The organism is Arthrobacter sp. M2012083 (genome assembly GCF_000281065.1).
Classification (GTDB): Bacteria; Actinomycetota; Actinomycetes; order Actinomycetales; family Micrococcaceae; genus Arthrobacter.
The window spans coordinates 1-23,795 of the sequence record NZ_AKKK01000013.1; the positions used below are offsets into that span (position 1 = coordinate 1).

The following is a 23,795-nucleotide window of genomic DNA, read 5'->3' on the forward strand; positions in this document are numbered from 1 at the left end:
AAAAGCGTCAAGGCAACCGGCGCGGCGGGTGCACCCAGCGGCGAAACGCCAGGTCCGGCTCCCGCCGGTGGCGGAGCGGTTGCCGAACGCGAAGGTATCACCGCCTGGGACTTCGGCGCAGTTGAACGCCAGGTTACGCGCACTGTGAAGGGTCACGCAGTGACCGGCTTCCCCGCAGTAGTCGATGAGGGCAAGTCTGTTGCCCTTCGGGTTTTCCAGAGCCGACCGGAACAGGAAGCCGCCATGCGTGGCGGTGTCATCCGGTTGCTGGCCCTGCGGATCCCGCCGCCGGACCGTTATGTGCTGGAGCACCTCAGTAACACGGAGAAGCTGACGTTCAGCCAAAACCCGCACGGATCCGTCAGTGCTCTCATCGCTGATTGCGCACTGGCCGCCATCGACAAACTGGTTCCGCAGGATCTGCCGTGGGACAGGGAGGCCTTCGATGCGTTGTACGAAGTTGTCAGGGCAGAACTGATCGACACCGTGTTTACAGTTACTGCCGTTGTCGAACGCATCCTGGCCAGTACGCGGCGCATCCAGAAGCAGCTGAAGTCCAACGCCAGCTTGCCTCTGATCAGCGCCCTCAACGACATGAAGAGCCAGCTGGAGCAACTGGTTTTCCCGGGCTTTGTGGCTCAGACGGGCTACGCGCAGCTTAGCCAACTGCCACGCTATCTCCAGGCGATCGAGAAGCGGTTGGAAAAGCTCCCCGGCAACGTCCAAAGGGACAGCTTGAACATGGCTATCGTGCAGGCGTTGGAAGACGATTATGATGACGCTGTGTCGGCACTCCTTCCGGGGCGCAGGGCGGGCGCCGAGTTAACCCGTGTGCGCTGGATGATCGAAGAGCTGCGGGTGAGCCTCTTCGCCGTCGAGCTTGGAACCGCCTACTCGGTGTCGGAAAAGCGCATCCGCACGGTCCTGAACCAGGCCTTGGCGCCCGCATAGCGGCCGTCGCGCTTCACGCCGCCACACAGCCATGAAAAAACCCGGCGGCGCTTATTAAGCGCTGCCGGGTTAACTCTTGGAGGGCTCGGTCCCCACCCGGGATTAGTCCTCAGGGACAGCGTCGCCGTGGCCTGCTTCCCGAAGGGCAGCACGGAGCTTCACGGCGATGGCCTCCATGACTGCGGGATCGGGGTTGTGGTCCACGTTGTGGATTTCAAAGTCTGCCGTGGAGTAGGCGGGCCACACGTGGACATGCAGGTGGTCAACCTCGAAACCTTCCATCAGCACGCCAACGCGCTTGGCATCAAACAAACTCTCCTGCACCTTGCCGATGCGCTGGGCAACGTCCATGACCTTGGCCAGCAGTACTGGGCTGGCTTGCGTCCACGAATCCACTTCCTCACGCGGGACCACCAGGGTGTGTCCCTGGGTAATGGGCGAAATCGTCAGGAAGGCGACGACGTCCTCGTCTTTCCAGACAAAACGGCCCGGGATCTCCCCATTGATGATCTTGGTGAACAGTGTGCTCATGCGTCTGCCCTTTCGGCTGGTTCCTGAAGTGTTGCGATGTCCAGGACGAAACGGTACTTCACGTCCCCGGCCACCATGCGGTCGTAAGCTTCATTGAGTTGCCCGGCTCCCACTATTTCGACGTCGCTCACGACACCGTGTTCAGCGCAGAAATTCAACATTTCCTGCGTTTCCTCAATGCCGCCGATCAGTGAACCCGCATAGGCGAGTCGTCGGCGGATGAGCAGGCCCGGGTTGACCGGGGGCATGTCATCCGCTGGGAGGCCCAACTGGAAGAGGGCTCCGTCCAGGCGAAGGGTCCGGAAGTACGGGTTGAGGTCATGCGGCGCTGCGACGGTATCGATGATGACGTCTATGCTCCGGTTGGCGGCCTCCATGGCGTCCGCATCCTTGGAGAGGACCACATGGTCCGCGCCCAGTTCCCGCGCAGCCTCGAACTTGGATTCCGACGTCGTGAAAACGGTGACGTTGGCGCCCATGGCCTTGGCGATCTTCACTGCCATATGGCCAAGGCCACCCAGCCCTACGACGCCCACGGAGTCGCCTTCCTCCACATCGAAATACCGCAGCGGAGAGTACGTGGTGATTCCGGCACATAACAAGGGAGCGGCCGCTGCAGGATCAAGGGCCTCCGGAATTCGCAGCACGAAGCGCTTATCCACCACTACCGATGTCGAGTATCCGCCCTGCGTAATGTCGTCCCCATGACGCGGGTCCGGAGCTCCATACGTACCGACGTTGCCCCTCTCGCAGTACTGTTCCAGTCCATCAAGGCAGCTCTCGCATTCGCGGCAGGAGTCCACCAGGCACCCCACACCAACACGATCGCCCGGGGCAAATTCCTGCACCCCGGCACCCACACGTGCCACCCGGCCCACGATCTCGTGTCCAGGAACCAACGGGTAGGGAGGAACCCGCCATTCACCGCGCGTTGCATGCACGTCCGAGTGGCACAAACCACAAAATTCAATCGCGATTTCGACGTCGTCCGCCGTAGGGGTCCGGCGCGCAACAGTCAGCGGCACCAAACCACTGTCCGGGGAAGTGGCACCATACGCTGCAGCCAGCGTTACGGACCGGTCCTCACTGGTATCCAGGGTGACGGGCTTGGCGAGGGGCGGGGGCACAGGGCGTCCGGGAGTCATGCTCCGACGCTACTCCCGGCAGCTGTGCTTGTGCCACTTGGGCCAGCGGATTCCTCAACAAACGGAGTGCTGCCCACAGCAACGTCATTCGCAGCATTGTTTGACCACTGCGAGAACGAGCCCGGATAGAGCGCCGCAGGGTACCCGGCGATCTCCAAGGCAGCGATCTCATGGGAGGCTGTCACGCCGGACCCGCAATAAACAGCTACGTTGGACGACTGGTCCACGCCCAACTCCTCAAAACGCCTGCGCAGCTCTTCCCTGGGAAGGAACGTGCCATCGGCTGATACGTTTCCTGTGGTCGGCGCGCTCACCGCGCCGGGAATGTGCCCCGCCCTGGGGTCTATCGGTTCTACCTCGCCCCTATATCTCTCCCCTGCCCGGGCATCCAGCAACACACCAGTGCGGTGCCACTGTGCTGCCTCCTGCTCAGTGATGGCCGGCATGAGGCCTTCGCCCAGAGTGACATTTCCGACGGCGGGACCCACCTCACCGGATTCCACCGGGTAACCAGCCGCCCGCCAAGCGGCGAGGCCGCCGTCGAGCAGGTACACAGAGGCAAATCCAGCGTTCCGCAGCATCCACCAAACGCGTGCCGCGGCCATGCTGCCACTGTTGTCGTACGCGACCACGGTGTCGCCGTCGTTAATCCCCCACTTTCGAGCCGACTCCTGAAAACGCTCCGGGCTTGGCAAAGGGTGGCGGCCCAACCCGGGTTGCGCGTGATCTGCCAGCTCTGTGGGGAGGTCCACGAAAACGGCGCCAGGAAGATGAGCGCCCAGATATTCAAGGTGCCCGTCGGTGCGGCCCAGGACCCATCTGACGTCGAGGAGCACGGTACGCCGTCCGGATTCGAATCGCTGGTGCAGTTCTGACGCACTCATCAACGTGGCCATGGGATCTCCTTCGTTCTGGCGGCTGGTCTTCCTGCAGAGGTTTCATTGCTGCCGGTGTCCGAATTCCAGCCTAGGCTTATCCGGTGAGCAATTCGTGTATTCAGGACAGGGCATGGGCCAGCGAGGCCATCCGTAAGATCGAGGCCGAGAATAACCGCTCCGCCGACACTCACCTTTATGCAGTTCCACTCCCGGACCACTGGGGAGTGGAGTTGTACCTGAAGGACGAGTCAACCCACAGATCCGGCAGCCTCAAGCACCGTCTGGCGCGATCCCTGTTCCTGTATGGCTTGGTCAACGGCTGGATCACCGAGGGCACCACCATCGTGGAAGCCTCCAGCGGCAGCACAGCCGTATCAGAGGCTTACTTCGCCCGGCTGATCGGTTTGCCCTTCATCGCCGTCATGACAAAGACCACCAGCCCCGAGAAGATCGCCCTGATCGAGGAGTTCGGCGGCGCATGCCTGCTGGTGGACCACGCCTCGGAGGTTTACGCCGTGGCCGAAGAGACTGCCAGGACGTCCGGTGGCTACTACATGGACCAATTCACGTTTGCCGAGCGCGCAACGGACTGGCGGGGCAACAACAACATCGCGGAGTCGATTTTCGAACAGCTGTCCCTGGAAGAGCATCCGGTTCCGGCATGGATCGTTGTGGGCGCCGGCACCGGCGGAACCAGCGCCACCATCGGCCGTTACCTGCGGTACAACCGATACAACACCCGCCTGGCCGTGGTGGATCCCGAAAACTCAGCCTTCTACCCGGCGTGGCGGGACGGTGACGCGGCCGCAGCCACTGGCCTCCCTTCCAGGATTGAGGGCATCGGCAGGCCTCGGTCTGAGCCCAGCTTCGTGCCTGCAGTCATCGACCATATGATCCAGGTGCCCGATGCCGCGTCGGTTGCCGCCATGCGGCACCTCCGGAAACTCACCGGCCTGCATGCAGGGCCTTCAACCGGGACCAACCTCTGGGGCGTGTGGCAGTTGGTTGCCGGGATGGTGGCCGAGGGCCGCAAAGGCAGCGTGGTTTCCCTGATGTGCGACGCCGGCGACCGCTATGCGGGAAGCTACAACGACACCGGGTGGCTGGCCGCGCACGGACTGGACCCGGCGCCGCACGAAGCAGTACTTGACCACTTCCACAACACAGGAGTGTGGACCGGCTAGACCTCCACGGACTCTTTTGGCGCCAGTCGCGCGTAAGTGCTTCCGTAGCGGGCCCCGATCCGTGTGACATGTCCCTCGACGATCCCCCGGCCCAGTTCGTTGAGCAGCCCATCATGGACAGGGAAAGCCTTGGGCGCACGGACGGCGATGACGAAGTCCACAACCTCTCCCACTTTGGACCACGGGGCATGGATGGGGACAAGGAGGGTTTGGACGTTGATTCCGTCGGGGACCACGAACGAATCCCCGGGGTGGAATACGTTGTCATCCACCAGGTACCCGATGTTCGCTACAACAGGAATCTGGGCGTGGATGATGGCATGTTGCCCACCGTAAGTCCGGATGTTGAAGCCTGCCACGTCAAAGCCGGAGTTGGGTTCCACAGTATGGACGCGGCCGGCGACATCACCGTTTTCCTTGAGCGCAGCTGCCACCCGGGCTGGCGCATGGACCTCCAGCATGGTGTTGCTCCGCAGGGCTGCCGTCACTGCCGGGCGGTCAATGTGGTCGTCGTGCTCGTGCGTGACAAGTACAGCGTGGGCACCGCTTAGCGCTTCCTCTGCCTCGGAGAAAGTTCCGGGATCGATCACCAGGACCTTTCCGTCCTTCTCCAACCGAACACAGGCATGGGTGTACTTGGTGAGCTTCATGGACACAGCCTAGGGCCGCCCGCTGACAGTTTCCAAGGTTCCCCTGCTGGTAAAATTGGGGTTTGCCAGCATCCCCAGGGAAGTGAGTCTTTCAATGCCACAAGGCACCAGTCCCGCCACGACCGGCCATGACGCGCCTGCCACCAGCGGCGTCAAGGAGCAGCGCGTCACCAAGCAGCGCTTGGCCGTCAGCGCCGCCTTGGATGAATTGGATGACTTCGTCAGCACCCAGGAGCTGTACCGGCTTCTGCAGAACAAGGGCATCTCGGTGTCCTTGGCCACCGCATACCGCATCCTGCAATCCCTGGCTGACGACGGACTCATTGATGTCCTCCGGAACGGTGACGGCGAAGCCGTCTACCGTCGTTGTGCAGTCACAGGGCACCACCATCACCTGCTATGCCGCAACTGCGGCAAGGCAGAAGAAGTGGAAGCACCCGCCGTCGAGACCTGGGCTGCCCGTACGGCAACTGAACACGGCTTCACCGAGGTGGCCCACACCGTGGAGATCTTCGGGCTGTGCCCCGAATGCACGGCCAAGAAGGCAGCCGGGAAGCTCTAGAGGGCACCTGCCGGTTGGTCGCGTGACACCCGGCCATTGAGGCCCCTGTTGGCACGAACCCTGCCGGTGACCCGGCACACCACGTAGATCAGGAAAGACAGCGTGGTGACGTAAGGGCTGATGGGAATGCGGCTGCCCAAGGCCAGGAGAATACCGCCCACGGTGGCCGTCATCGCGAAGATTACACTCAGCAACACCACCAAACGGGGCGATGTGGTGACCCGCAGCGCAGCGGCTGCAGGGGTAATCAGCAAGGCAAGGACCAGCAGCGCGCCCACAATCTGGATGGACAGGGCCACACTGACACCCAGCAGAACCATGAATCCGATGGCCAGGCCACGGACAGGGACACCTCGGGCCTCAGCCATCTCCGGGTCAACGCTGGCAAAACTCAATGGCCGCCAGATCGCCACCAGTGCCGCCATCACCACCACTGCCGTACCCGCCAAAACCTGCAGTTGCACCGTATCCACGGACACAATCTGACCGGTCAGCAGGCCGAATTTATTGGCCGCGCGCCCCTCATAAAGGGCGAGGAACAGGATCCCCAAGCCCAGCCCGAATGGCATGATCACACCGATGATCGAGTTCTTGTCCCGGGCACGGACTCCCATGAAACCCAGAAGCACTGCCGCGGCCACCGAACCGATCAAGGAACCGAAAATGATGTCGGTGCCGATCAGGAGAGCAAACGCCGCGCCGGCGAAGGACAACTCTGAGATGCCGTGAACAGCGAAGGCGAGGTCCCGTTTCATCACGAAGGTGCCGACCAGTCCGCCCAGCAAACCGAGGACAGCTCCCGCCCAGATGGAATTTTGCACAAGTACCAGCAACTCACCGTAGTTCTCGAAGTTGAAAATGGTCTGCAGGATGCTCTCAAGATCCATCTAGAACTCCTCTCCCGCGGTGGCGTGGGCATCGTCATGGAAGTGCGTGGTTGCGTCTGGAAGACCGACGACGACGATCCTTCCGTTGGTGTGGATGACCTCCACATGACTGTCGTACAGCTCGGAGAGAACCTCCGTGGTCATGACTTCCTGAGGCGTTCCTACACGGAACTGGCCGCCGGCAAGGTAGAGGACCCGGTCTACGTAATCGATCACCGGGTTGATCTCGTGGGTCACGAAGACCACGGCGCTGTTCCGATCGTGGCATTGCTTGTTGATCAGTGAACTGACGCCCTGCTGATGATGCAGGTCGAGGGAAAGCAGCGGCTCATCGCAGAGGAGAACCTGGGGTTCAGTAGCCAGTGCCTGTGCCACCCTAAGACGTTGTTGCTCTCCACCGGATAACTGCCCCACCGGCACCTTGGCATAGTCTGACGCGCCCACTTGCTCCAACAACTCGTCGATGCGCTGGTTGACCTTGCCGGATGCGAGCCGCATTCCCCAGCGGTGTCCATCGATCCCCAGCCCTACCAGGTCGCGCGCCCGGAGCGGCGTATCCGCCGCAAAAGACTTTTGCTGCGGTATATACCCGATCCGTTTGCTGCCGCGTTCAACGGGGTGGCCGCCCAGTGAAACCGTACCGGAATGCAGCTCCTGGAGCCCCAGAAGGACTTTCAGGAAGCTTGTTTTTCCGCTGCCGTTGGGCCCAAGCACGGCAAAGAACTCTCCGGGGTGGATGTCCAGGTCCAGATCCCGCCACAGTGTCCTCTTGCCGAACTGCAGGCTCGCTCCGCGGAGGCTCACTACCGGTGTCAAAAGTTGTCCTCGATCCATGCGCTCCGAGGAACGCAATAGTTGTGCCGCTGGTCTCCGCGGCTGCGTGCTGATGGCAGGCAAAGGCCCCGCAGCCCATCCTGAATATCTTAGGACGCCAACGGGGCTCTTCACTGCACGTTGTTTTGCGGAATGGCTACTTCTTGAGTGCTGCCGAGATGGATTCCACGTTGTCCGCCATCCACTGAAGGTAGTCCTTGCCGTCCGGAAGCGTTTCGGTGAAGTTCACAACCGGCACCCCTGCATTTTCGGCCGCCCGCTTGACGGACTCGGTCTGCGGCCCCTCCGTCTGCTGGTTATAGGCAAGAAGACGCACAGATTTGGCACTGACAAGGTCTGTAGTTTCCTTCAGTACAGCGGGAGGGACATCTGTTTCCTCTTCAATGGCGGCGCTGTAGGCCTCCGGCGTCTTATTCTCCAGGCCGGCCGCCTCCAGGAGATACAGGGGAACGGGTTCGGTAACAGCAACGGGTGCGTGCTCGTTGCCGGCCTTGATTTCACCGAGCCTGCCGGTCAGTTCAGCTATTTTCGTTTTGAAGGAATCCGCGTTCGCAGTGAAAGTGGAAGCAGATCCAGCGTCCAGGCTGCCCAACTTTTCGGCAACGGCATCTGCCAGCTTGCCCATGGCGTCCAGGCTGTACCAGACGTGCTCATTGAACTCACCATGGTCATGCGCGTGCTCATCTTCGTTGTGGGCCCCGGCACTACTGGATTCCGTGCCGTGTCCTTCTTCTTCGGGAGCCAGCCCTGAGACCTCCACGGCACTGATCATGTTCTCGTGGCCGACCTTGGTCTCGTCAGCAATTTTGTGAAGGAACTCGTCGTACCCTCCCCCGTTCTCAACCACCAGCTTGGCCTTGGAGATCAGCAGCTTGTCCTGCGCAGTGGCTTCATAGGAGTGCGGATCCTGGCTGGTCTTGGTGATGATCGCGCTCACGTTGACCTTGTCACCACCGATTGCCTTGACCACATCCCCATAGACGTTGGTGGAGGTCACCACCTCGATGGCACCGGATGAAGACGGAGTATTGCCACCGGCCGGGCCGGCACAGGAGGACAACAAGAGGGCAGCAAGACCTGCGGAAGCGGCAAGGGAAAGTCGGGCGGCGGAACGGCGCACGGGGACCTCGGATCTAGTCAAAATGAGAATCAAACACAATTAGGGGCTCTGTCCAGTGTACCCCTAAATAGGAATGATTCCTGTTTAGACAGATCTGGCGTCGATGGAGATCCATCGACGCCAGACTCTTTTTCTCCTGCTATTGCGCTTGTTGGCCACCATATCGGCGAATGCCGGTCGCCTGCGTGGCGTCACGGATTTCACCTACCAACTGCTCGATGACGTCCTCCAGGAACAGGACACCCTGAGTCTCGCCCCCCGCACCAACAACACGGGCCAAGTGTGAACCCGTGCGTTGCATGACGGACATCGCCTGTTCGATCTCGTCATCCGGGGAAAGGTTTGCCAGCGAGCGGATTCGACCCTCAGCGATAGGGTGCCTTCGGCCCTCCTCGGGAATGGACAGGATGTCCTTCACGTGCAGGTACCCGGCGAGTTCGCCGTCGTCGTCCACCATCGGGAACCGGGAAAATCCGGTGCGGCTGACCGCTTTCTCAAGGTCCACGGGCGTGGACGCTGTCTTTAGTACCACCAACTTGTCCAGAGGAACCATGATGTGCGAGGCAGTATGCTCCGAGAACTCCAAGGCACCGCTCAGCAAGCCCGCTTCGTCGTCCACCAGGCCGTGGCGCGTGGATTCCTGGACGATCGACTGCACTTCCTCCAGCGTGAACGAAGAAGAGACTTCATCCTTGGGTTCAATCTTCATCAACCTCAGGATGTGGTTGGCCAGCCAGTTCAGCGTCCAGATGATCGGGTTGACCACCCTGGCTATGAACATCAGCGGCGGGGCCAACAGCAGGGCAGCCTTGTCCGCAACGGAGACCGAAATGTTCTTGGGCACCATCTCACCAAAGGTGACGTGCAGGAAAGTGACGAACAGCAACGCGATGGCAAAAGCGATGATGTCTGCCAGTTCAACCGGAACGCCAACCAACTCCAAGGGCTCGGCCAGCAAGTGGTGGATTGCGGGCTCTGCAACCTGAAGAATCAGGAGCGAACAGACGGTGATACCCAACTGCGCACAGGCGAGCATCAGCGAGACGTTTTCCATGGCGCGAAGCGTAGTTTGCGCGCGCTTGGATCCCGCCTCGGCAAGCGGCTCAATCTGGCTGCGACGCGCGGACATGACTGCGAACTCTGCACCAACAAAGAAGGCGTTGCCGATCAAAAGGACCACGAGCCAGACGATTCCTGCCCAGTCGCTCATACGGCACCTGCTTCGTGACGCGTGCTTCCGGAGTCAGCGGATGATGATTCGCCCGTCTCCACGTGATGGAAACAGATCCGGTCGATCCTTCGGCCATCCATCCGGGTCACGGTCAGCGTCCCGCCATCGGTGTCCACCACATCGCCTGTTCTGGCAATTCGGCCTAGCTGGCTCATGACGTACCCACCAACAGTCTCGTAGGCCGATTCATCAGGAACAGTGAGGTTGGGGATCTGCTCGGACACTTCGTCCGGCCTCAGCAAGCCTGGGAAATACCAGTCGCCGGATGCGCTCTGCAACACGCCCGGCCGAACTTTGTCATGCTCGTCGGAGACTTCGCCCACGATCTCTTCCACAAGGTCTTCAAGGGTGGCGATTCCCGCAGTGCCGCCGTATTCATCGAGCACAACGGCCAGCTGAAGGTTGCCTTCACGAAGTTCAGACAAGAGTGCGTCCAGATGAATAGTCTCCGGAACCTGCAGGACGTCAGTCATGATCGCGCCCGCCTCAAGCTTCGCCCGACGCTCCGCGGGGACGGCAACTGCCTTCTTGACGTGAACCACGCCGCGGATATCGTCCGTGGAATCACCAATGACAGGGAACCTGGAGTATCCGGTCCGCCGCGCGGCGTCCAGAACGTCTGAGACCGGCTGATCGGCGTCGATGGTTTCCATGCGGATGCGGGGCGTCATGACGTCCGCTGCCGTGCGCCCGGAAAAGTTCAGGGTGCGGGCAACGAAGTTGGCTGTCCCGGCATCGAGCGTCCCCAGCTCGGCGGAGCGCCGCACCAAGGATGCAAGCTCTGCGGGGGTCCTTGCCCCCGAGATCTCTTCCTTTGCTTCGAGGCCGAACAGGTTCAGCACCTTGTTCGAGAAACCATTGAGCACCACGATGGCCGGCTTGAAAACGGCTGTAAACATCAGCTGGGGCCGCGCGAGGCGTTTACCTAGAGGGAAGGCCAAGGCAATGGCCATGTTCTTGGGGACCAGCTCACCCAGAAGCATCGACAGCAGCGTGGCAAACGCCATGGCAACAATCAGGGCGAGCGAATGCGCTACCTCAGGGGCGAGGCCCATCAAGCCGAGGGGCCCGACCAGCAACTGCCCCACAGAGGGCTCCATCACGAAACCTGTCAACAGAGTTGTCAGTGTGATGCCAAGCTGGCAACTGGAGAGCTGCGTGGAGAGCGACTTGAGGCACTTCAGCAGAGGAGCGGCAGCATGGTCGCCGTTGTCCACCGCACGCTGAACGCTTGCCTGGTCCAGGGCAACAAGGGAAAACTCAACTGCTACAAAGAAGCCGGTGCCAAGAATCAAGGCAAAACCGGCAAGGAGAAGAATCCATTCCACTTAGCGCATCACTCCAAGAGTGGGCGCGTGCAACGGGGAGAATGCCTTCAGCGCGGGGATTCGCCCCGGCGGAGGCTGGTCGGGTCCCGCGGACGCATGGTCCGAGGCACCACCGGCTATGAGCGCCGGCGCGTGATGGGCATGTGAACGGGTGTTGCCGGCTCGACGGGCGCGCTGTGCGGAGTTGCCAGATTGGCTCCCCCGACAGTTCCCAGGCCGGCACCTAGATTTACTGTCCATAAGAATTTCAGTCTACAGTCCACCCGGCCAGGGCGCCTCGCTGGCGTCACGTGCGCCTCCATGAGTGAAGGACATGCTCATTAAGTCAGCCGCAACATGATTTAGGTCACCACTATTGGCAGTTAACCAACGATCCTAACTAGACTGACATGGGTCTGAGTTCGCGGGACCCGGACCCTGGCCCATCGTTGTGGAGAGCATCTGTGGCCAGCGGGAAAACAACACTCATGGAAGAGGCGTATTTCAAGTGCCAGAGCAGCCCAGCCACCGTCTACCAGAGGAATTTGGCGGAAACGAGTGGCTCGTTGACGAACTGTACGAGCGGTACCAACAGGACAAGAATTCGGTCGACGCCAAGTGGTGGCCACTCTTCGAGTCCTTTGCTTCCGGTGACGGCACTTCTTCCAACGGATCCTCCGCAGCCGCATCGGCTGCCAATCCCCCTACCCAAGTACTTCCCGTGGTAGCTCCGGCTGCAGCGGCTCCGGCACCGGCGCCGGCCGCTCCCGCAGCTTCTCCTACGGTCGAACCAGCTGCACCGGCGGCGCCCGCCCCGGCGAAAAAGGCACCCGCCACAGTGGCCCGGGACGGAGCAAAGAAGCCCGCCGCCGGCACCACGGCCCAGCCCATCCCGGCTCAGCTGCCCAAGAGCACCAAGGCTCCCACGGCACCTGAGGAAGACGTTGTTTCCGTCCTCCGCGGCCCGGCCAAGGCCATTGCCACCAACATGGTAACCAGCCTCGAAGTACCTACGGCCACGAGCGTCCGCGCGGTCCCGGCCAAACTGCTCATCGACAACCGCGTGGTCATCAACTCCAACCTTGCCCGTGCACGTGGTGGCAAGGTCTCCTTCACGCACCTCATCGGTTACGCCGTTGTCCGCGCGCTCTCTCAGTTCCCGTCGATGAACGTCTACTACGACGAGATCGACGGCAAGCCGAGCGCCGTGCAGCCGGCACACGTCAACTTCGGTATCGCCATTGACATGCCCAAGCCCGATGGCACCCGCCTCCTGATGGTTCCCAACATCAAGAAGGCAGAAACCATGGACTTCGCCGAGTTCTGGCACACCTACGAGGACCTCATCAAGCGTGCCCGTAACGGCAAGCTGACTGCTGACGACCACGCAGGCACCACGGTCTCCCTGACCAACCCCGGCGGAATCGGTACGGTCCATTCAGTACCGCGCCTTTCGAAGGGCCAGGCTGCCATCATCGGCGTCGGCGCCCTTGACTACCCCGCTGAGTTCCAGGGCGCAAGTGAGAAGATCATTGCCCAAAACGCCATCAGCAAGATCCTCACGCTGACCTCCACCTATGACCACCGGGTCATCCAGGGCGCAGGCAGCGGTGAATTCCTCAAGCTCGTCCACCAGCTCCTCCTGGGTGCGCAGAACTTCTACGACGAAATCTTCGAAGCCCTGCGTATTCCTTACGAGCCCGTTCGCTGGAGCCCGGACCTTCAGGTTGATCCTGCGGACGAGATCAACAAGGTTGCCCGCATCCAGCAGCTGATCCACTCCTACCGCGTGCGTGGCCACCTCATGGCCGACACCGATCCCTTGGAGTACGTACAGCGCAAGCACCCTGACCTGGACGTCCTGACGTACGGCCTGACGCTCTGGGACCTGGACCGCGAATGGCCCACCGGCGGGTTCGGCGGCAAGCCGCAGCTCAAGTTCCGCGACATCCTTGGCGTCCTCCGCGACGCCTACTGCCGCACCACGGGCATCGAATACATGCACATCCAGGAACCGGCAGAACGCAAGTGGTTCCAGGACCAGCTCGAGCACCCGTACTCCAAGCCGAGCCGTGAAGAGCAGCTGCGCATCGTCTCCAAGCTCAACGCCGCAGAAGCCTTCGAGACCTTCCTGCAGACCAAGTTCGTCGGCCAGAAGCGATTCTCCCTTGAGGGTGGCGAGTCGCTGATCCCGCTGCTCGACGCTGTCATCTCGGACGCAGCCGATGACGGGCTGGACGAAGTTGCCATCGGCATGGCCCACCGTGGCCGCCTCAACGTGCTGACCAACATCGCGGGCAAGACCTACGCGCAGGTCTTCCGCGAATTCGAGGGCACCCAGGACCCCCGCTCGGTCCAGGGATCCGGTGACGTCAAGTACCACCTCGGCACCGAAGGCACCTTCACGTCGGACAACGGCAAGCAAACCAAGGTCTACCTCGCCGCCAACCCGTCCCACCTTGAGGCAGTCGACTCCGTCCTGGAAGGCATCGTCCGCGCCAAGCAGGATCGTCTCGATCAGGGCGAATCCTTCCCGGTTCTGCCCATCATGGTCCATGGCGACGCAGCCTTCGCAGGCCAGGGTGTTGTGGCTGAAACCCTCAACCTCTCGCAGCTGCGTGGTTACCGCACCGGCGGTACCATCCACGTCATCGTCAACAACCAAGTGGGCTTCACCACCGCTCCGTCCTCGTCGCGTTCGTCCACGTACTCCACGGACGTGGCCAAGATGATCCAGGCCCCCGTGTTCCACGTGAACGGCGATGACCCCGAGGCCGTGGTGCGCGTTGCACAGCTTGCCTACGAGTTCCGCCAGCGTTTCCACAAGGACGTCGTCATCGACATGGTCTGCTACCGCCGTCGCGGCCACAACGAAGGCGATGACCCCTCGATGACCCAGCCGCTCATGTACAACCTGATCGAAGCCAAGCGTTCCGTTCGCAAGTTGTACACCGAGTCGCTCATCGGCCGTGGTGACATCACCGAGGAAGAAGCAGAGCAGCTGCTCCGCGACTACCAGGAGCGCCTCGAGCGCGTCTTCGCCGAAACGCATGCTGCGCAGACGTCGCCGATCCCGATCATCACGGCTGACTCCGCGGCGGTCTCGGACATCGAGCGTCCCATTGCCCAGCAGTCGGACTTCGGCACCAATTCCCCCGCGTCTACGGCGATTTCCGCAGAGACCCTTGCCCGCATCGGCAAGGCGCACCTGGAAATTCCGGAAGGCTTCACCGTTCACTCCAAGCTCAAGCAGCTGCTGGAGAAGCGTGAGCAGATGTCCCGTGAAGGCGGCATCGACTGGGGATTTGGCGAGATCGCAGCATTTGGCTCGCTGATCATGGAAGGCGTACCCGTTCGCCTGGCCGGACAGGACTCCCGTCGCGGGACGTTCGTCCAGCGTCACGCCGTGTTCCACGATCGCGCCAACGGCAACGAATGGCTGCCACTGGGCAACCTTTCCGACGACCAGGCCAAGTTGTGGATCTACGACTCCCTGTTGTCCGAATACGCAGCCATGGGCTTCGAATACGGCTACTCCGTGGAGCGCCCTGATGCCCTGGTCCTCTGGGAAGCCCAGTTCGGTGACTTCGTCAACGGTGCGCAAACCATCATTGACGAGTTCATTTCCTCGGCCGAACAGAAGTGGGGCCAGCGTTCATCGCTGGTGCTCATGCTCCCGCACGGCTATGAAGGCCAGGGGCCGGACCACTCGTCTGCACGCATCGAACGCTTCCTGCAGATGTGCGCCGAGGACAACATGATCGTGGCCAACCCCACCACGGCTGCATCTCACTTCCACCTGTTGCGCCGCCAGGCCTACAGCCGTCCCCGGAAGCCGTTGATCATCTTCACGCCCAAGCAGCTGCTCCGCCTCAAGGGTGCTGCCTCGGCTGTCGAGGACTTCACCACCGGCGGCTTCAAGACGGTTATCGGCGATCCGGAAGTGCAGCCCGCCAATGTGGACCGCGTCATCCTGGTCTCCGGACGCTTGTACTACGACCTCCTGTCCAACCGTCAGAAGTCCGGGGATACCTCCACGGCGATCATCCGCGTAGAGCAGCTTTACCCGCTGCCCAAGGCTGAGATCGACGCCGAGCTTGCCAAGTACCCGAACGCTGACATCGTGTGGGCACAGGACGAGCCCGCCAACCAGGGTCCGTGGCCGTTCATGGGCCTGAACCTGGCGCCGGAGCTCGACCGCAAGCTCCGCCTCGTTTCACGTCCGGCTTCGGCATCCACTGCTGCCGGTTCCATGAAGCGCCACGCCGCTGAACAGGACGCCCTGATCAAGCAGGCGTTCGAACGCAAGTAAGCGAAACTGCCCGGCCTGAGGAGCGATGAGCGCGCCTTAGGCCGGGCAGTTCTGTTTAATGGGACAGAGGTACCCGGTTCACGAACCGGCCGATGATCCGGAAACCGTGCAAGGACCGTAACGAGTGTGAAGAGGTAACCGTGGAAGACAGGAAGCTGCGCATCGCAGCTGTAGGAGATGAACTACTCGCGGGCCTGGGGGATCCCCGCGCCTTGGGTTGGCTCGGACGAGTCCTGGCCCGCACACCCCAGGATTCCGTCGTGGTGGAAAGTTTCCCGCTCCCCTGCCCCATGGAAGGTACTGAGGGCCTTGCGGCCCGCTGGCAGGATGAAGCCGGCAGACGATTCAGTGACACGCATGAGAATCGGTTGGTGATCGGCCTTTCGGGGCGGGATCTCGAGTTTGGGCTGTCCACCGCGCGCAGCCGGTTGAATCTTGCCAACATCCTGGATGGCGCATCGCACAGCAGCGTGGAAGTCTTTGTGGTGGGCCCGCCTCCCACGCTGGATCCCACGCGCAACAAGCGGCTTGCTGAACTGAACACTGCGTTTGCCGATGTCACAACACGGCGGAATCACCATTACGTGGACACCTTCTCCCCCTTGCTTAATCATGAGCAGTGGAGGACCGACCTCGCAGCCAATGGGGGAACACCGGGCCAGGCCGGCTACGGATTAATTGCGTGGCTTGTTCTGCACCGCGGCTGGTTCCAGTGGCTTAATATCGCTCAACCGGAGTAGCCAGGACGCGGAACGTGCAGGTTTCTGTCCGAGCAGCATTCACAGCGGCGGTCGCTGCTGCGGTGTGAGCCACAGTTTCCTGCAGTTCCGGTCTGCCCGCTCCTTCTGCGACGTCGGACGGCAAAGGTCTCCGTCCCGGGCCATGATGCTGTCGTTTACCCCGTGAAGTAACCCTGACTAAGCATTGCCTCCTGGCAAAACGCGATATATCGTGTTCTTTATCAACGCGATATATCGCAACTTGGAGGGATCATGTCTGACGAACTATGGACCGTGACGGGCCCGCAAACCATTGATGTAGAGGAGGTCCGCTCCCTCAAACTCGGCATCGTCAAGGGACGCTTCGACGTCGTGACACACGACGAGCCATTCGTCCGCATCGAAATCAGTGAGATCACTGGCGACCCCCTGACGGTCACGCTTGTAGACGGCAGGCTGGAAGTCCGCCACCAACTCCAAGGACCTCAGGGCTGGTTCCGCAACCTGATGGGTACCGTCAACAACACAAGCACCAACTCGGTGATCGTCGGCATAGCGCTGCCGTCCGGCGTCGACGTTGAAGCAGGTACCGTGAGCGGTGACGGGATGGTGTCCGGCATCAGCGGGCGCACCCGCCTGAACACCGTCTCCGGTTCAGTCCTGGCGGACAACACCAGCGGCGAACTGCACGTGAACACAGTCAGTGGCGAGGTCATCGTCAGAAACCACGACGGCGTCCTGACCGCCAAGAGCGTCTCCGGCGAAGTTACCGCCTCGGGCACGTTCAAGAATGTCCGCGCGAGCACCGTCAGCGGCGACCTCAGCTTCGATCTCCAGGACTACACCAACGACCTCGGCGCCAACTCCGTATCCGGGGACCTGACCATCCGGCTGCCGTATGACGTCGGCTTGGACATCGTAGCGAAATCGGCCAGCGGAACCGTGGTAATCGACGACCAAATGTACGCCCAGCCTGGCAGCAACGTCCACACGATTGTCGGCCCGGACGAAAGGTTGATGCTGGTGCGGACCAACACGGTATCCGGTAAGACTTACATCATGCACGGATCGGCGCCCACGCCGGAAAACGGCCATCCGGTCCCAGGGGAAGCGGGCCTCTAATGCCTCCCGTCTTCGCACACGGCGCCCTGCGGCTGTACCTGCTTGCGTTGCTCGAGACAGGTCCGAAGCACGGATACGAGCTGATCAAAGCGTTGGGCGAGCGATTCGGCGGCACCTACTCCCCCAGTGCCGGCACCATCTACCCGCGGTTGGGAAAGCTGGAAGAGGAAGGGCTCGTTGCCACGGAAACCGAAGGACGCCGCACCAAGTACCTCATTACGGAAGCCGGACGCGCTGAGTTGGACAGCCGTCGGCAGGAGCTGGCCGACGTCGAGGACACCATATCGGCCTCCGTCAGGCGGCTGGCTGACAACCTGCGGGATGACATCCGGGCAAATATGCGTGGGCTGCGCGCAGATCTCGCGGCCACTGCGGAGGCCGCGCGCACCAGCGCCTCTTCGGCTACTTTTCGGAGCAGGACAGCGGGCTACACCCCCGAAAGCCAGCGCATCCTCAAGGAAGCTGAGCTATTGGTTCAGTCCTTCAGGGATGACATCCGAGTCGAGCTACGCCAACACGGCGCCTCCCAGCCACTGACTCCCTTGGCACTGGAAACCGTTCGTACCGTTTTGGACCAAGCCCGCATCTCCATCAGGAATTCGCTGCAGAACTAGGTCCTTGGGTGACCATTCCGTTGGCTCCGAACATGCCAACACCCGCCCGGTTCGCGGCGCAGCACCCGGATGTGCGAAACTGGAGGGCAGCTTTATTGAGTATCAATCCTTGAAGGAGGCCAGCTATGAGCAAGCGTGCACGTAAGCGTCGTGACCGTAAGCGCGGCGGCGCGAACCACGGCAAGCGTCCCAACACCTAAGCCATCGGCTTAGCGTCACAGGCTTAAAAGCGAAGGCCCCGGAAACCATGCGGTTTCCGGGGCCTTCGAAGTTAAGCCTCATAAGTTGAATGGGAGCCGAATCAGGCGTCCACAGGCTTGATGGAGTGAATCCGGTCAAGAATCGAGTTCTTCAGGTTCTCGGGGGCGGACTCAGTGCATGATCGCTTGACCATGGTGCGAATGAGGCACTCAAGGTCATACTGCTCGGCACATTCCTCGCAGGAGTCCAGGTGCTGCTTGATCTCGGTTAAATCCTCACGGGTCAGCGCACCGTCGAGGTACTCGTAGATCCGCTGCATTCGCGTATCGTCGCAATCGCCCAATCCCTGGCAGTCGCTCATTTCTCTTTCTCCTGATTGTTGCTTCCGGCCGTGGCCTGATCTTCGGTTTGGGCCCTGAAGCCCCGTTCGGCGGCGTAATCCGCCAGCATGTCCCGCAGCATCTTCCTGCCGCGGTGCAACCGTGACATGACCGTGCCGATCGGGGTGTTCATAATTTCTGAAATTTGCTTGTACGCATACCCTTCAACATCCGCGAAGTAGACGGCCAGCCGGAACTCCTCCGGGATCGACTGCAAGGCGTTCTTCACGTCGGAATCAGGGAGGTGGTCAAGAGCCTCAGTCTCCGCGGACCGCAAACCGGCCGAAGTATGCGACTCTGCCTTCGCCAACTGCCAATCCTCGATCGTGTCCGAGTTGGACTGCAGCGGCTCACGCTGCCGCTTCCGATAAAGGTTGATGTACGTGTTGGTCAGGATGCGATACAACCAGGCTTTGAGGTTGGTCCCCGGCTTGTACTGGTGAAAGGCGGAAAACGCCTTGGTATAAGCCTCTTGAACCAGATCTTCGGCATCGGATGGGTTGCGCGCCATCCGCATGGCTGCCGAATACAGCTGGTCCACGTACTGCATGGCGTCGCGCTCAAAGCGCGCCCGCCGCTGTTCTGGAGTTTCCGTAGCAGGATCGACGTCGGTGACAGCCGCCGGGTCGTCCGCGCCGGTTGCCTGGTACATGGCCGCTGCGGCCGGTTCAGTGGTGCTCATCGTTGCCAAGTCTACTGTCAGCTGCCGGGATTCCGGCTGCATCCCATACACGGGCTCCGGTAGAACCACCCGGTCCTTAACCAAAGTCAAAAAACCAACTCCGTTCAACAGGCGGCAAGCACAATGCCGCAGTCCGGTCTCCGCCGCACCTGAAGTTCACAACGGCTGCTGCTGGGTAAATATTCCGCAAAAGTGCAAGACTAGAGCAGACTGCACCCCTTGAACACAACACTTATCGAACTAATGTGGCAAGCCATCCAGGAGGCAAGACATGTCTGTTATCCGTTTTCTCGCACGTCCCATGCTCGCGTCCAGCTTCGTCGTCGCAGGGCTGGATAAGCTCAGGAACGCGGACGACACTGCGAAGCAACTCTCGCCAGTCCTTCGCCGAGCCTCGGAATCCCTGCCCTTCAAAGCTGATGAAAAGACCCTGGCGCGCGTCATCGGCGGGGCGCAGTTGGGGGCCGGAGCCTTGCTCGGGCTCGGCAAGCTCTCCCGTTTTGCCGCCACGGTTTTGGCTGTGACCTCGGCCTTGAACTCCTACGTGGAGTGGCGGTCCGCCGATATCAGCACGAAGGAAGGCCGAAGTGCCCGCAAGGCCCAGTTGTTGAAGAACATTTCCCTCACCGGTGGCGTGCTCCTTGCCTCTGTTGATACGGCGGGCCGGCCCAGCATTGCCTGGCGGGCGGAGCACCTGGCTGCCGACGCCAAAAAGGTGACGGGCAAGCAGATCAAGCGTGCAGACAAAGCCGTTCGCAAAGCCGTTGACAACGCAGTTGGAGCATAAGGAAGCATGACCGGTACCACCGCCACAAACCCCGAATCAACCAAAGCCGCCACCATGCTGCCACTGTGGCCTGCCCCGCATGCCAAGGGGCCCGTGGACGCAACGGTGACGGTCCCTGGTTCAAAGTCGCTGACCAACAGGTTCTTGGTTTTGGCGGCTTTGGCGGATGGTCCCTCACGGCTGCGGGCGCCCCTTCATTCCCGCGACTCTGCGCTCATGATCCAGGCCCTCCGCCAGTTGGGGGCAACCGTCACCGAGGTACCCGGGGACGGTTCCTTCGGACCGGACCTGGAAATAACGCCCATGGATCCCGCCGCATCGGGGGCTGAAACGGCAATTGACTGCGGGCTGGCCGGAACTGTGATGCGGTTCGTCCCCCCGTTGGCTGCATTGCGTCAAGGCGTTACCGTCTTCGACGGCGATCCCCACGCCCGCAACAGGCCCATGGGAACCATCATCGAAGCGTTGATCGCCCTCGGCGTTCCGGTGGCAGCAGATGGCGGCAGGACGCCGTCGTCCCTTCCCTTCGCCGTAGAGGGTACCGGCCAGGTCCGGGGCGGCCACCTGGTGATCGACGCCAGCGCTTCATCGCAGTTCGTTTCCGCGTTATTGCTGGTGGGTGCCCGCTTCACAGAGGGCTTGCATCTGGAACACGTGGGCAAGCCCGTGCCCAGCTTGGACCACATCACCATGACCGTGGAAGTGCTCCGCAGCGTCGGCGTCGTCGTGGACGATTCCGTGCCCAACCACTGGCGCGTCTCTCCGGGGCCTATCCGCGCTTTTGACCAGCGCATCGAACAAGACCTTTCCAACGCAGGGCCTTTCCTCGCCGCTGCGCTGGCCACACGTGGCACCGTCCGCATCCCCAATTGGCCGGCTGGCACAACACAAGTGGGCGACCAGTGGCGAACCATCCTGACCACCATGGGAGCAGAAGTAACCTTCCAGGACGGAACACTGACAGTGACCGGCGGGGCAGAAATCAAGGGCGCTGACTTCGACGAAACAAGCGAATTGGCACCCACTGTTGCCGCGCTGTGCGCATTGGCCAGCGGACCCTCCCGGCTCACCGGTATTGCCCACCTTCGCGGACACGAAACTGATAGGCTCGCCGCGCTGGTTGCCGAAATCAACGGCCTCGGGGGCGACGCTGAAGAGACCGCCGATGGCTTGGTGATCCGCCCTGCGGCCCTTCACGGCGGCGTGGTCCACAGCTACGCAGACCACCGCATGGCCACTGCCGGGGCGATCCTGGGGCTCGTCGTCGAAGGCGTACAGGTTGAGGACATCGCCACGACGTCGAAGACCATGCCGGACTTTCCAAAAATGTGGGACGCAATGCTTCAGCCAACTGATGCCAACACCGATCCTGATGAGGCCAGCAACTAACCATGGGCCGTGACGCACGCTCGTGGGACGAATCCGACGTCCGGATCCGTCCCAGCAAAAAAGGATCCAGGCCCCGCACCAAGGATCGCCCCAGCCACGATGACGCCGTCATAGGCAGAATCATCACCGTGGACCGCGGACGGTACAGGGCAATTGTGGGCGAAGATTCCGCCGACGAACGCATCGTCATCGCAGCCCGCGCCCGCGAACTGCGTCGCAACCCCGTTGTCCCCGGTGACTTCGTCGCATTGGTGGGTGACGTCTCAGGGTCTCCCGATACCTTGGCACGCCTGGTCCGCGTGGAAGAGCGGAAGACGCTCCTGCGCCGCAGTGCCGACGACACGGACCCCATCGAACGGGTGGTTGTCGCCAACGCCGATCAACTCGTGGTGGTTGTTGCGGCGGCCAACCCGGAGCCACGTACCGGATTCATTGATCGCGCCTTGGTTGCAGCGTACGACGCCGGCATCGAGCCGTTGCTGCTCATCACCAAGGCGGATGTGAAGGACCCGGCGGAACTCCTGGCCAATTACCTGAGCTTGGACTTCCCCGTGATCATCAGCCGAACCGCTGACTCCGATGCCGGAGGCATCGATGCCCGTTCCGATGACGGCCTATCAGCCCGGCTGGACAAGGACGCCGTATCCCAACTCCGCTCGCACCTGGGTGGAAAAGTCACCGTCATGCTCGGCCACTCCGGCGTGGGTAAATCCACCATGGTCAACGCACTGACCGGCGCAGAGCGCGCCACTGGTGGCGTCAACGCGGTGACGGGCCGGGGAAGGCACACATCATCCTCGGCGTTGGCATTGAAGCTCGACGATGCACCGTCCGGCAGCTGGATCATCGATACTCCCGGCATCCGCTCCTTTGGCTTGGCGCATGTGGATCCGGACCGGATACTGCACTCGTTCCCTGACCTGGAGCCCGGCACGGAGACCTGCGACCGTGGCTGCAAGCACGGTGCCACCGCCACCAATTGCGGGCTGGATGCATGGGTGAACGATGGCCACGCAGGGCCTTCAGGAGTGGCCCGGTTGGCCTCCTTGCGCCGACTGTTGGGTGCAGACCCAAGGCTCGAAGCGAAAGAGACCAAGGAACTGGGCACCGTCAACTGATTCGTTGTCTGCTTCACGTCCCCAATGCAGCGAACGATTCAGGATAGTTTGGTGGCATGACCCATCCCGTTTCCACCTACAACGATGACCTGCGCCTGGCGCACGTCCTCGCCGATTCAGTCGACGCCCAGACCATGGATCGCTTCAAGGCACTGGACCTGCAGATCGAAACCAAGCCCGACCTCACACCTGTCACTGACGCTGACAAGGCAGCTGAGGAAGCAATCCGCGGTCAGCTGTCCCGCTCGCGTCCGCGGGACGCGGTCCTGGGCGAGGAGTTCGGCAGCAGCGGTCACGGTTCACGTCGCTGGATCATCGATCCCATCGACGGAACCAAGAACTTCGTCCGCGGCGTCCCGGTGTGGGCAACGTTGATCGCCCTCGTGGATGAAGGGGAACCTGTGGTGGGCGTAGTGAGTGCGCCTGCGCTGGGCAAGCGCTGGTGGGCTGCGAAGGACATGGGCGCCTACATGGGCCGCTCCCTCGCCTCGGCAACGCGGCTCAAGGTGTCCAACGTTTCCCGCCTGGCCGATGCCTCCATGTCATATTCCAGCCTTTCGGGGTGGAAGGAACGCGGCAACCTGGATGAATTCCTGGGGCTGACCGAAGACGTCTGGCGGACACGCGCCTACGGTGATTTCTGGTCGTATTGCCTGGTAGCCGAGGGTGCCGTGGATATTGCCTGCGAGCCTGAACTGAACCTCTACGACATGGCAGCACTCGTCCCGATTGTCACAGAGGCAGGCGGCCGTTTCACATCCTTGGAAGGCGAAGACGGTCCGTTTGGCGGTAACGCCCTGGCAACCAACTCGATTCTGCACTCCGAGGTCCTGAAGCGCCTCAACCCCGGGTTGGACGACCTTCTCTAAATTTTCCGCGCCCAGCCACCACACAGCGGGCAAAATTTTCGACGGCGGATGACCCCTTTTGGGGGTCTCCGCCGTTTTTTATTCGGCGATGAGGGGATTTCCCATTCGACGTAACAAAGGGCTTAACAAAAGGCAGCGGCTTTGGAAGCTTCCCCGGACGTGCCATAACCTTTTTTACAGGTCACGAGTGCCAGCGCTAAACCCCGGTTTGCTGGCCGGCAACCCTCCATTCGCGGTGGGGTGCCCCGGGTGACGACCCGGCCGGTCCGGAACGGATGCGGCAAGCGCGGATCCCCCTATGGGGGTCCCTCTTGAGTGAGGT

At 61.6% G+C, this 23,795-nt stretch carries 23 protein-coding genes and 1 riboswitch; of the genes, 12 read left to right on the forward strand and 11 right to left on the reverse strand.

The features are described from left to right. Nucleotides 1-951 (forward strand): DUF3418 domain-containing protein (locus tag A477_RS22195; RefSeq protein WP_044568546.1); only part of this gene is annotated, 951 nt, incomplete at its 5' end. 102 nt (nucleotides 952-1,053) lie between these two features. Here the strand turns inward: A477_RS22195 and A477_RS0107875 are convergent. Genes A477_RS0107875 through A477_RS0107885 form a run of 3 tightly spaced genes read right to left on the reverse strand, consistent with a single transcriptional unit; the run spans nucleotide 1,054 to nucleotide 3,523 of the window. After that, nucleotides 1,054-1,482 (reverse strand): HIT family protein, encoded by a 429-nt coding sequence (locus A477_RS0107875; protein ID WP_017198471.1) that lies wholly within the window; start codon nucleotides 1,480-1,482, stop codon nucleotides 1,054-1,056. Beyond that, nucleotides 1,479-2,627, reverse strand: coding sequence for an NAD(P)-dependent alcohol dehydrogenase (locus A477_RS0107880; RefSeq protein WP_017198472.1), 1,149 nt, complete (start codon nucleotides 2,625-2,627; stop codon nucleotides 1,479-1,481). The genes A477_RS0107875 and A477_RS0107880 overlap by 4 nt, the downstream gene beginning before the upstream one ends. Next, on the reverse strand, nucleotides 2,624-3,523 hold the full coding sequence (locus A477_RS0107885; RefSeq protein ID WP_017198473.1) for a sulfurtransferase: 900 nt from the start codon (nucleotides 3,521-3,523) through the stop codon (nucleotides 2,624-2,626). The genes A477_RS0107880 and A477_RS0107885 overlap by 4 nt, the downstream gene beginning before the upstream one ends. A gap of 83 nt (nucleotides 3,524-3,606) precedes the next feature. On the opposite strand from A477_RS0107885, the gene A477_RS0107890 reads away from it, so the two are divergent. Beyond that, the gene (locus A477_RS0107890) at nucleotides 3,607-4,689 is read left to right on the forward strand and encodes a PLP-dependent cysteine synthase family protein (RefSeq protein WP_017198474.1); all 1,083 of its coding nucleotides are present in this window, start codon (nucleotides 3,607-3,609) and stop codon (nucleotides 4,687-4,689) included. On the opposite strand, the gene A477_RS0107895 is transcribed toward A477_RS0107890, so the two are convergent. Beyond that, a complete protein-coding gene (locus A477_RS0107895) occupies nucleotides 4,686-5,339 on the reverse strand; it encodes an MBL fold metallo-hydrolase (RefSeq protein ID WP_017198475.1) in 654 nt (217 codons plus the stop codon). The two genes, A477_RS0107890 and A477_RS0107895, sit on opposite strands and share 4 nt — an antisense overlap. Nucleotides 5,340-5,433: 94 nt before the next feature. Between A477_RS0107895 and A477_RS0107900 the strand changes: the two genes are divergently transcribed. Further along, entirely contained in the window at nucleotides 5,434-5,901 is a 468-nt protein-coding gene (locus A477_RS0107900) for a Fur family transcriptional regulator (RefSeq protein ID WP_017198476.1), read from the forward strand. On the opposite strand, the gene A477_RS0107905 is transcribed toward A477_RS0107900, so the two are convergent. The 5 genes from A477_RS0107905 to A477_RS0107925 all read right to left on the reverse strand — a co-directional run bounded on the left by A477_RS0107905 (nucleotide 5,898) and on the right by A477_RS0107925 (nucleotide 11,301). Then, entirely contained in the window at nucleotides 5,898-6,788 is an 891-nt protein-coding gene (locus A477_RS0107905) for a metal ABC transporter permease (RefSeq protein ID WP_017198477.1), read from the reverse strand. The two genes, A477_RS0107900 and A477_RS0107905, sit on opposite strands and share 4 nt — an antisense overlap. Further along, nucleotides 6,789-7,622: a metal ABC transporter ATP-binding protein gene (locus A477_RS0107910; protein WP_192811991.1), complete on the reverse strand. Its 834-nt coding sequence runs from the start codon at nucleotides 7,620-7,622 to the stop codon at nucleotides 6,789-6,791. It abuts the gene before it with no gap. 136 nt (nucleotides 7,623-7,758) lie between these two features. Continuing rightward, on the reverse strand, nucleotides 7,759-8,775 hold the full coding sequence (locus tag A477_RS0107915; RefSeq protein ID WP_017198479.1) for a metal ABC transporter solute-binding protein, Zn/Mn family: 1,017 nt from the start codon (nucleotides 8,773-8,775) through the stop codon (nucleotides 7,759-7,761). A gap of 106 nt (nucleotides 8,776-8,881) precedes the next feature. Beyond that, a complete protein-coding gene (locus A477_RS0107920; protein WP_017198480.1) occupies nucleotides 8,882-9,952 on the reverse strand; it encodes a hemolysin family protein in 1,071 nt (356 codons plus the stop codon). Further along, nucleotides 9,949-11,301, reverse strand: a complete 1,353-nt coding sequence (locus tag A477_RS0107925; protein ID WP_017198481.1) for a hemolysin family protein — start codon at nucleotides 11,299-11,301, stop codon at nucleotides 9,949-9,951. The genes A477_RS0107920 and A477_RS0107925 overlap by 4 nt, the downstream gene beginning before the upstream one ends. Nucleotides 11,302-11,788: 487 nt before the next feature. On the opposite strand from A477_RS0107925, the gene A477_RS0107930 reads away from it, so the two are divergent. From A477_RS0107930 to A477_RS24070, 5 genes are all read left to right on the forward strand, one after another. Next, a complete protein-coding gene (locus tag A477_RS0107930) occupies nucleotides 11,789-15,592 on the forward strand; it encodes a multifunctional oxoglutarate decarboxylase/oxoglutarate dehydrogenase thiamine pyrophosphate-binding subunit/dihydrolipoyllysine-residue succinyltransferase subunit (protein ID WP_017198482.1) in 3,804 nt (1,267 codons plus the stop codon). A gap of 92 nt (nucleotides 15,593-15,684) precedes the next feature. Next, the gene (locus A477_RS0107935; RefSeq protein ID WP_017198483.1) at nucleotides 15,685-16,332 is read left to right on the forward strand and encodes a GDSL-type esterase/lipase family protein; all 648 of its coding nucleotides are present in this window, start codon (nucleotides 15,685-15,687) and stop codon (nucleotides 16,330-16,332) included. A 252-nt stretch (nucleotides 16,333-16,584) separates the two neighbouring features. Further along, nucleotides 16,585-17,433, forward strand: a complete 849-nt coding sequence (locus A477_RS0107940) for a DUF4097 family beta strand repeat-containing protein (protein ID WP_017198484.1) — start codon at nucleotides 16,585-16,587, stop codon at nucleotides 17,431-17,433. After that, nucleotides 17,433-18,047, forward strand: a complete 615-nt coding sequence (locus A477_RS0107945; protein WP_017198485.1) for a PadR family transcriptional regulator — start codon at nucleotides 17,433-17,435, stop codon at nucleotides 18,045-18,047. Before A477_RS0107940 ends, A477_RS0107945 begins: the two co-directional genes overlap by 1 nt. Before the next feature lie 125 nt (nucleotides 18,048-18,172). After that, nucleotides 18,173-18,247, forward strand: a complete 75-nt coding sequence (locus A477_RS24070; RefSeq protein ID WP_369299106.1) for a 50S ribosomal protein bL37 — start codon at nucleotides 18,173-18,175, stop codon at nucleotides 18,245-18,247. Nucleotides 18,248-18,348: 101 nt separating this feature from the next. Here A477_RS24070 and rsrA read toward each other — a convergent pair whose 3' ends face one another. Together rsrA and A477_RS0107955 are read right to left on the reverse strand one after the other, a co-directional pair. After that, the gene (rsrA, locus tag A477_RS0107950; protein WP_017198486.1) at nucleotides 18,349-18,609 is read right to left on the reverse strand and encodes a mycothiol system anti-sigma-R factor; all 261 of its coding nucleotides are present in this window, start codon (nucleotides 18,607-18,609) and stop codon (nucleotides 18,349-18,351) included. After that, a complete protein-coding gene (locus A477_RS0107955; protein WP_017198487.1) occupies nucleotides 18,606-19,400 on the reverse strand; it encodes a sigma-70 family RNA polymerase sigma factor in 795 nt (264 codons plus the stop codon). Before A477_RS0107955 ends, rsrA begins: the two co-directional genes overlap by 4 nt. 181 nt (nucleotides 19,401-19,581) lie before the next feature. Between A477_RS0107955 and A477_RS0107960 the strand changes: the two genes are divergently transcribed. From A477_RS0107960 to hisN, 4 genes are read left to right on the forward strand one after another with little or no spacing between them, the layout of a single operon-like run. Further along, entirely contained in the window at nucleotides 19,582-20,097 is a 516-nt protein-coding gene (locus tag A477_RS0107960; RefSeq protein ID WP_017198488.1) for a DoxX family membrane protein, read from the forward strand. A gap of 6 nt (nucleotides 20,098-20,103) precedes the next feature. Further along, entirely contained in the window at nucleotides 20,104-21,486 is a 1,383-nt protein-coding gene (gene aroA, locus A477_RS0107965) for a 3-phosphoshikimate 1-carboxyvinyltransferase (protein WP_017198489.1), read from the forward strand. 2 nt (nucleotides 21,487-21,488) lie between these two features. Further along, on the forward strand, nucleotides 21,489-22,604 hold the full coding sequence (gene rsgA, locus A477_RS0107970) for a ribosome small subunit-dependent GTPase A (RefSeq protein WP_017198490.1): 1,116 nt from the start codon (nucleotides 21,489-21,491) through the stop codon (nucleotides 22,602-22,604). Nucleotides 22,605-22,660: 56 nt separating this feature from the next. Continuing rightward, nucleotides 22,661-23,473, forward strand: a complete 813-nt coding sequence (gene hisN / locus A477_RS0107975) for a histidinol-phosphatase (RefSeq protein WP_017198491.1) — start codon at nucleotides 22,661-22,663, stop codon at nucleotides 23,471-23,473. A 179-nt stretch (nucleotides 23,474-23,652) separates the two neighbouring features. Beyond that, nucleotides 23,653-23,766, forward strand: a riboswitch (SAM riboswitch). The last annotated feature ends 29 nt before the right edge of the window (nucleotides 23,767-23,795 follow it).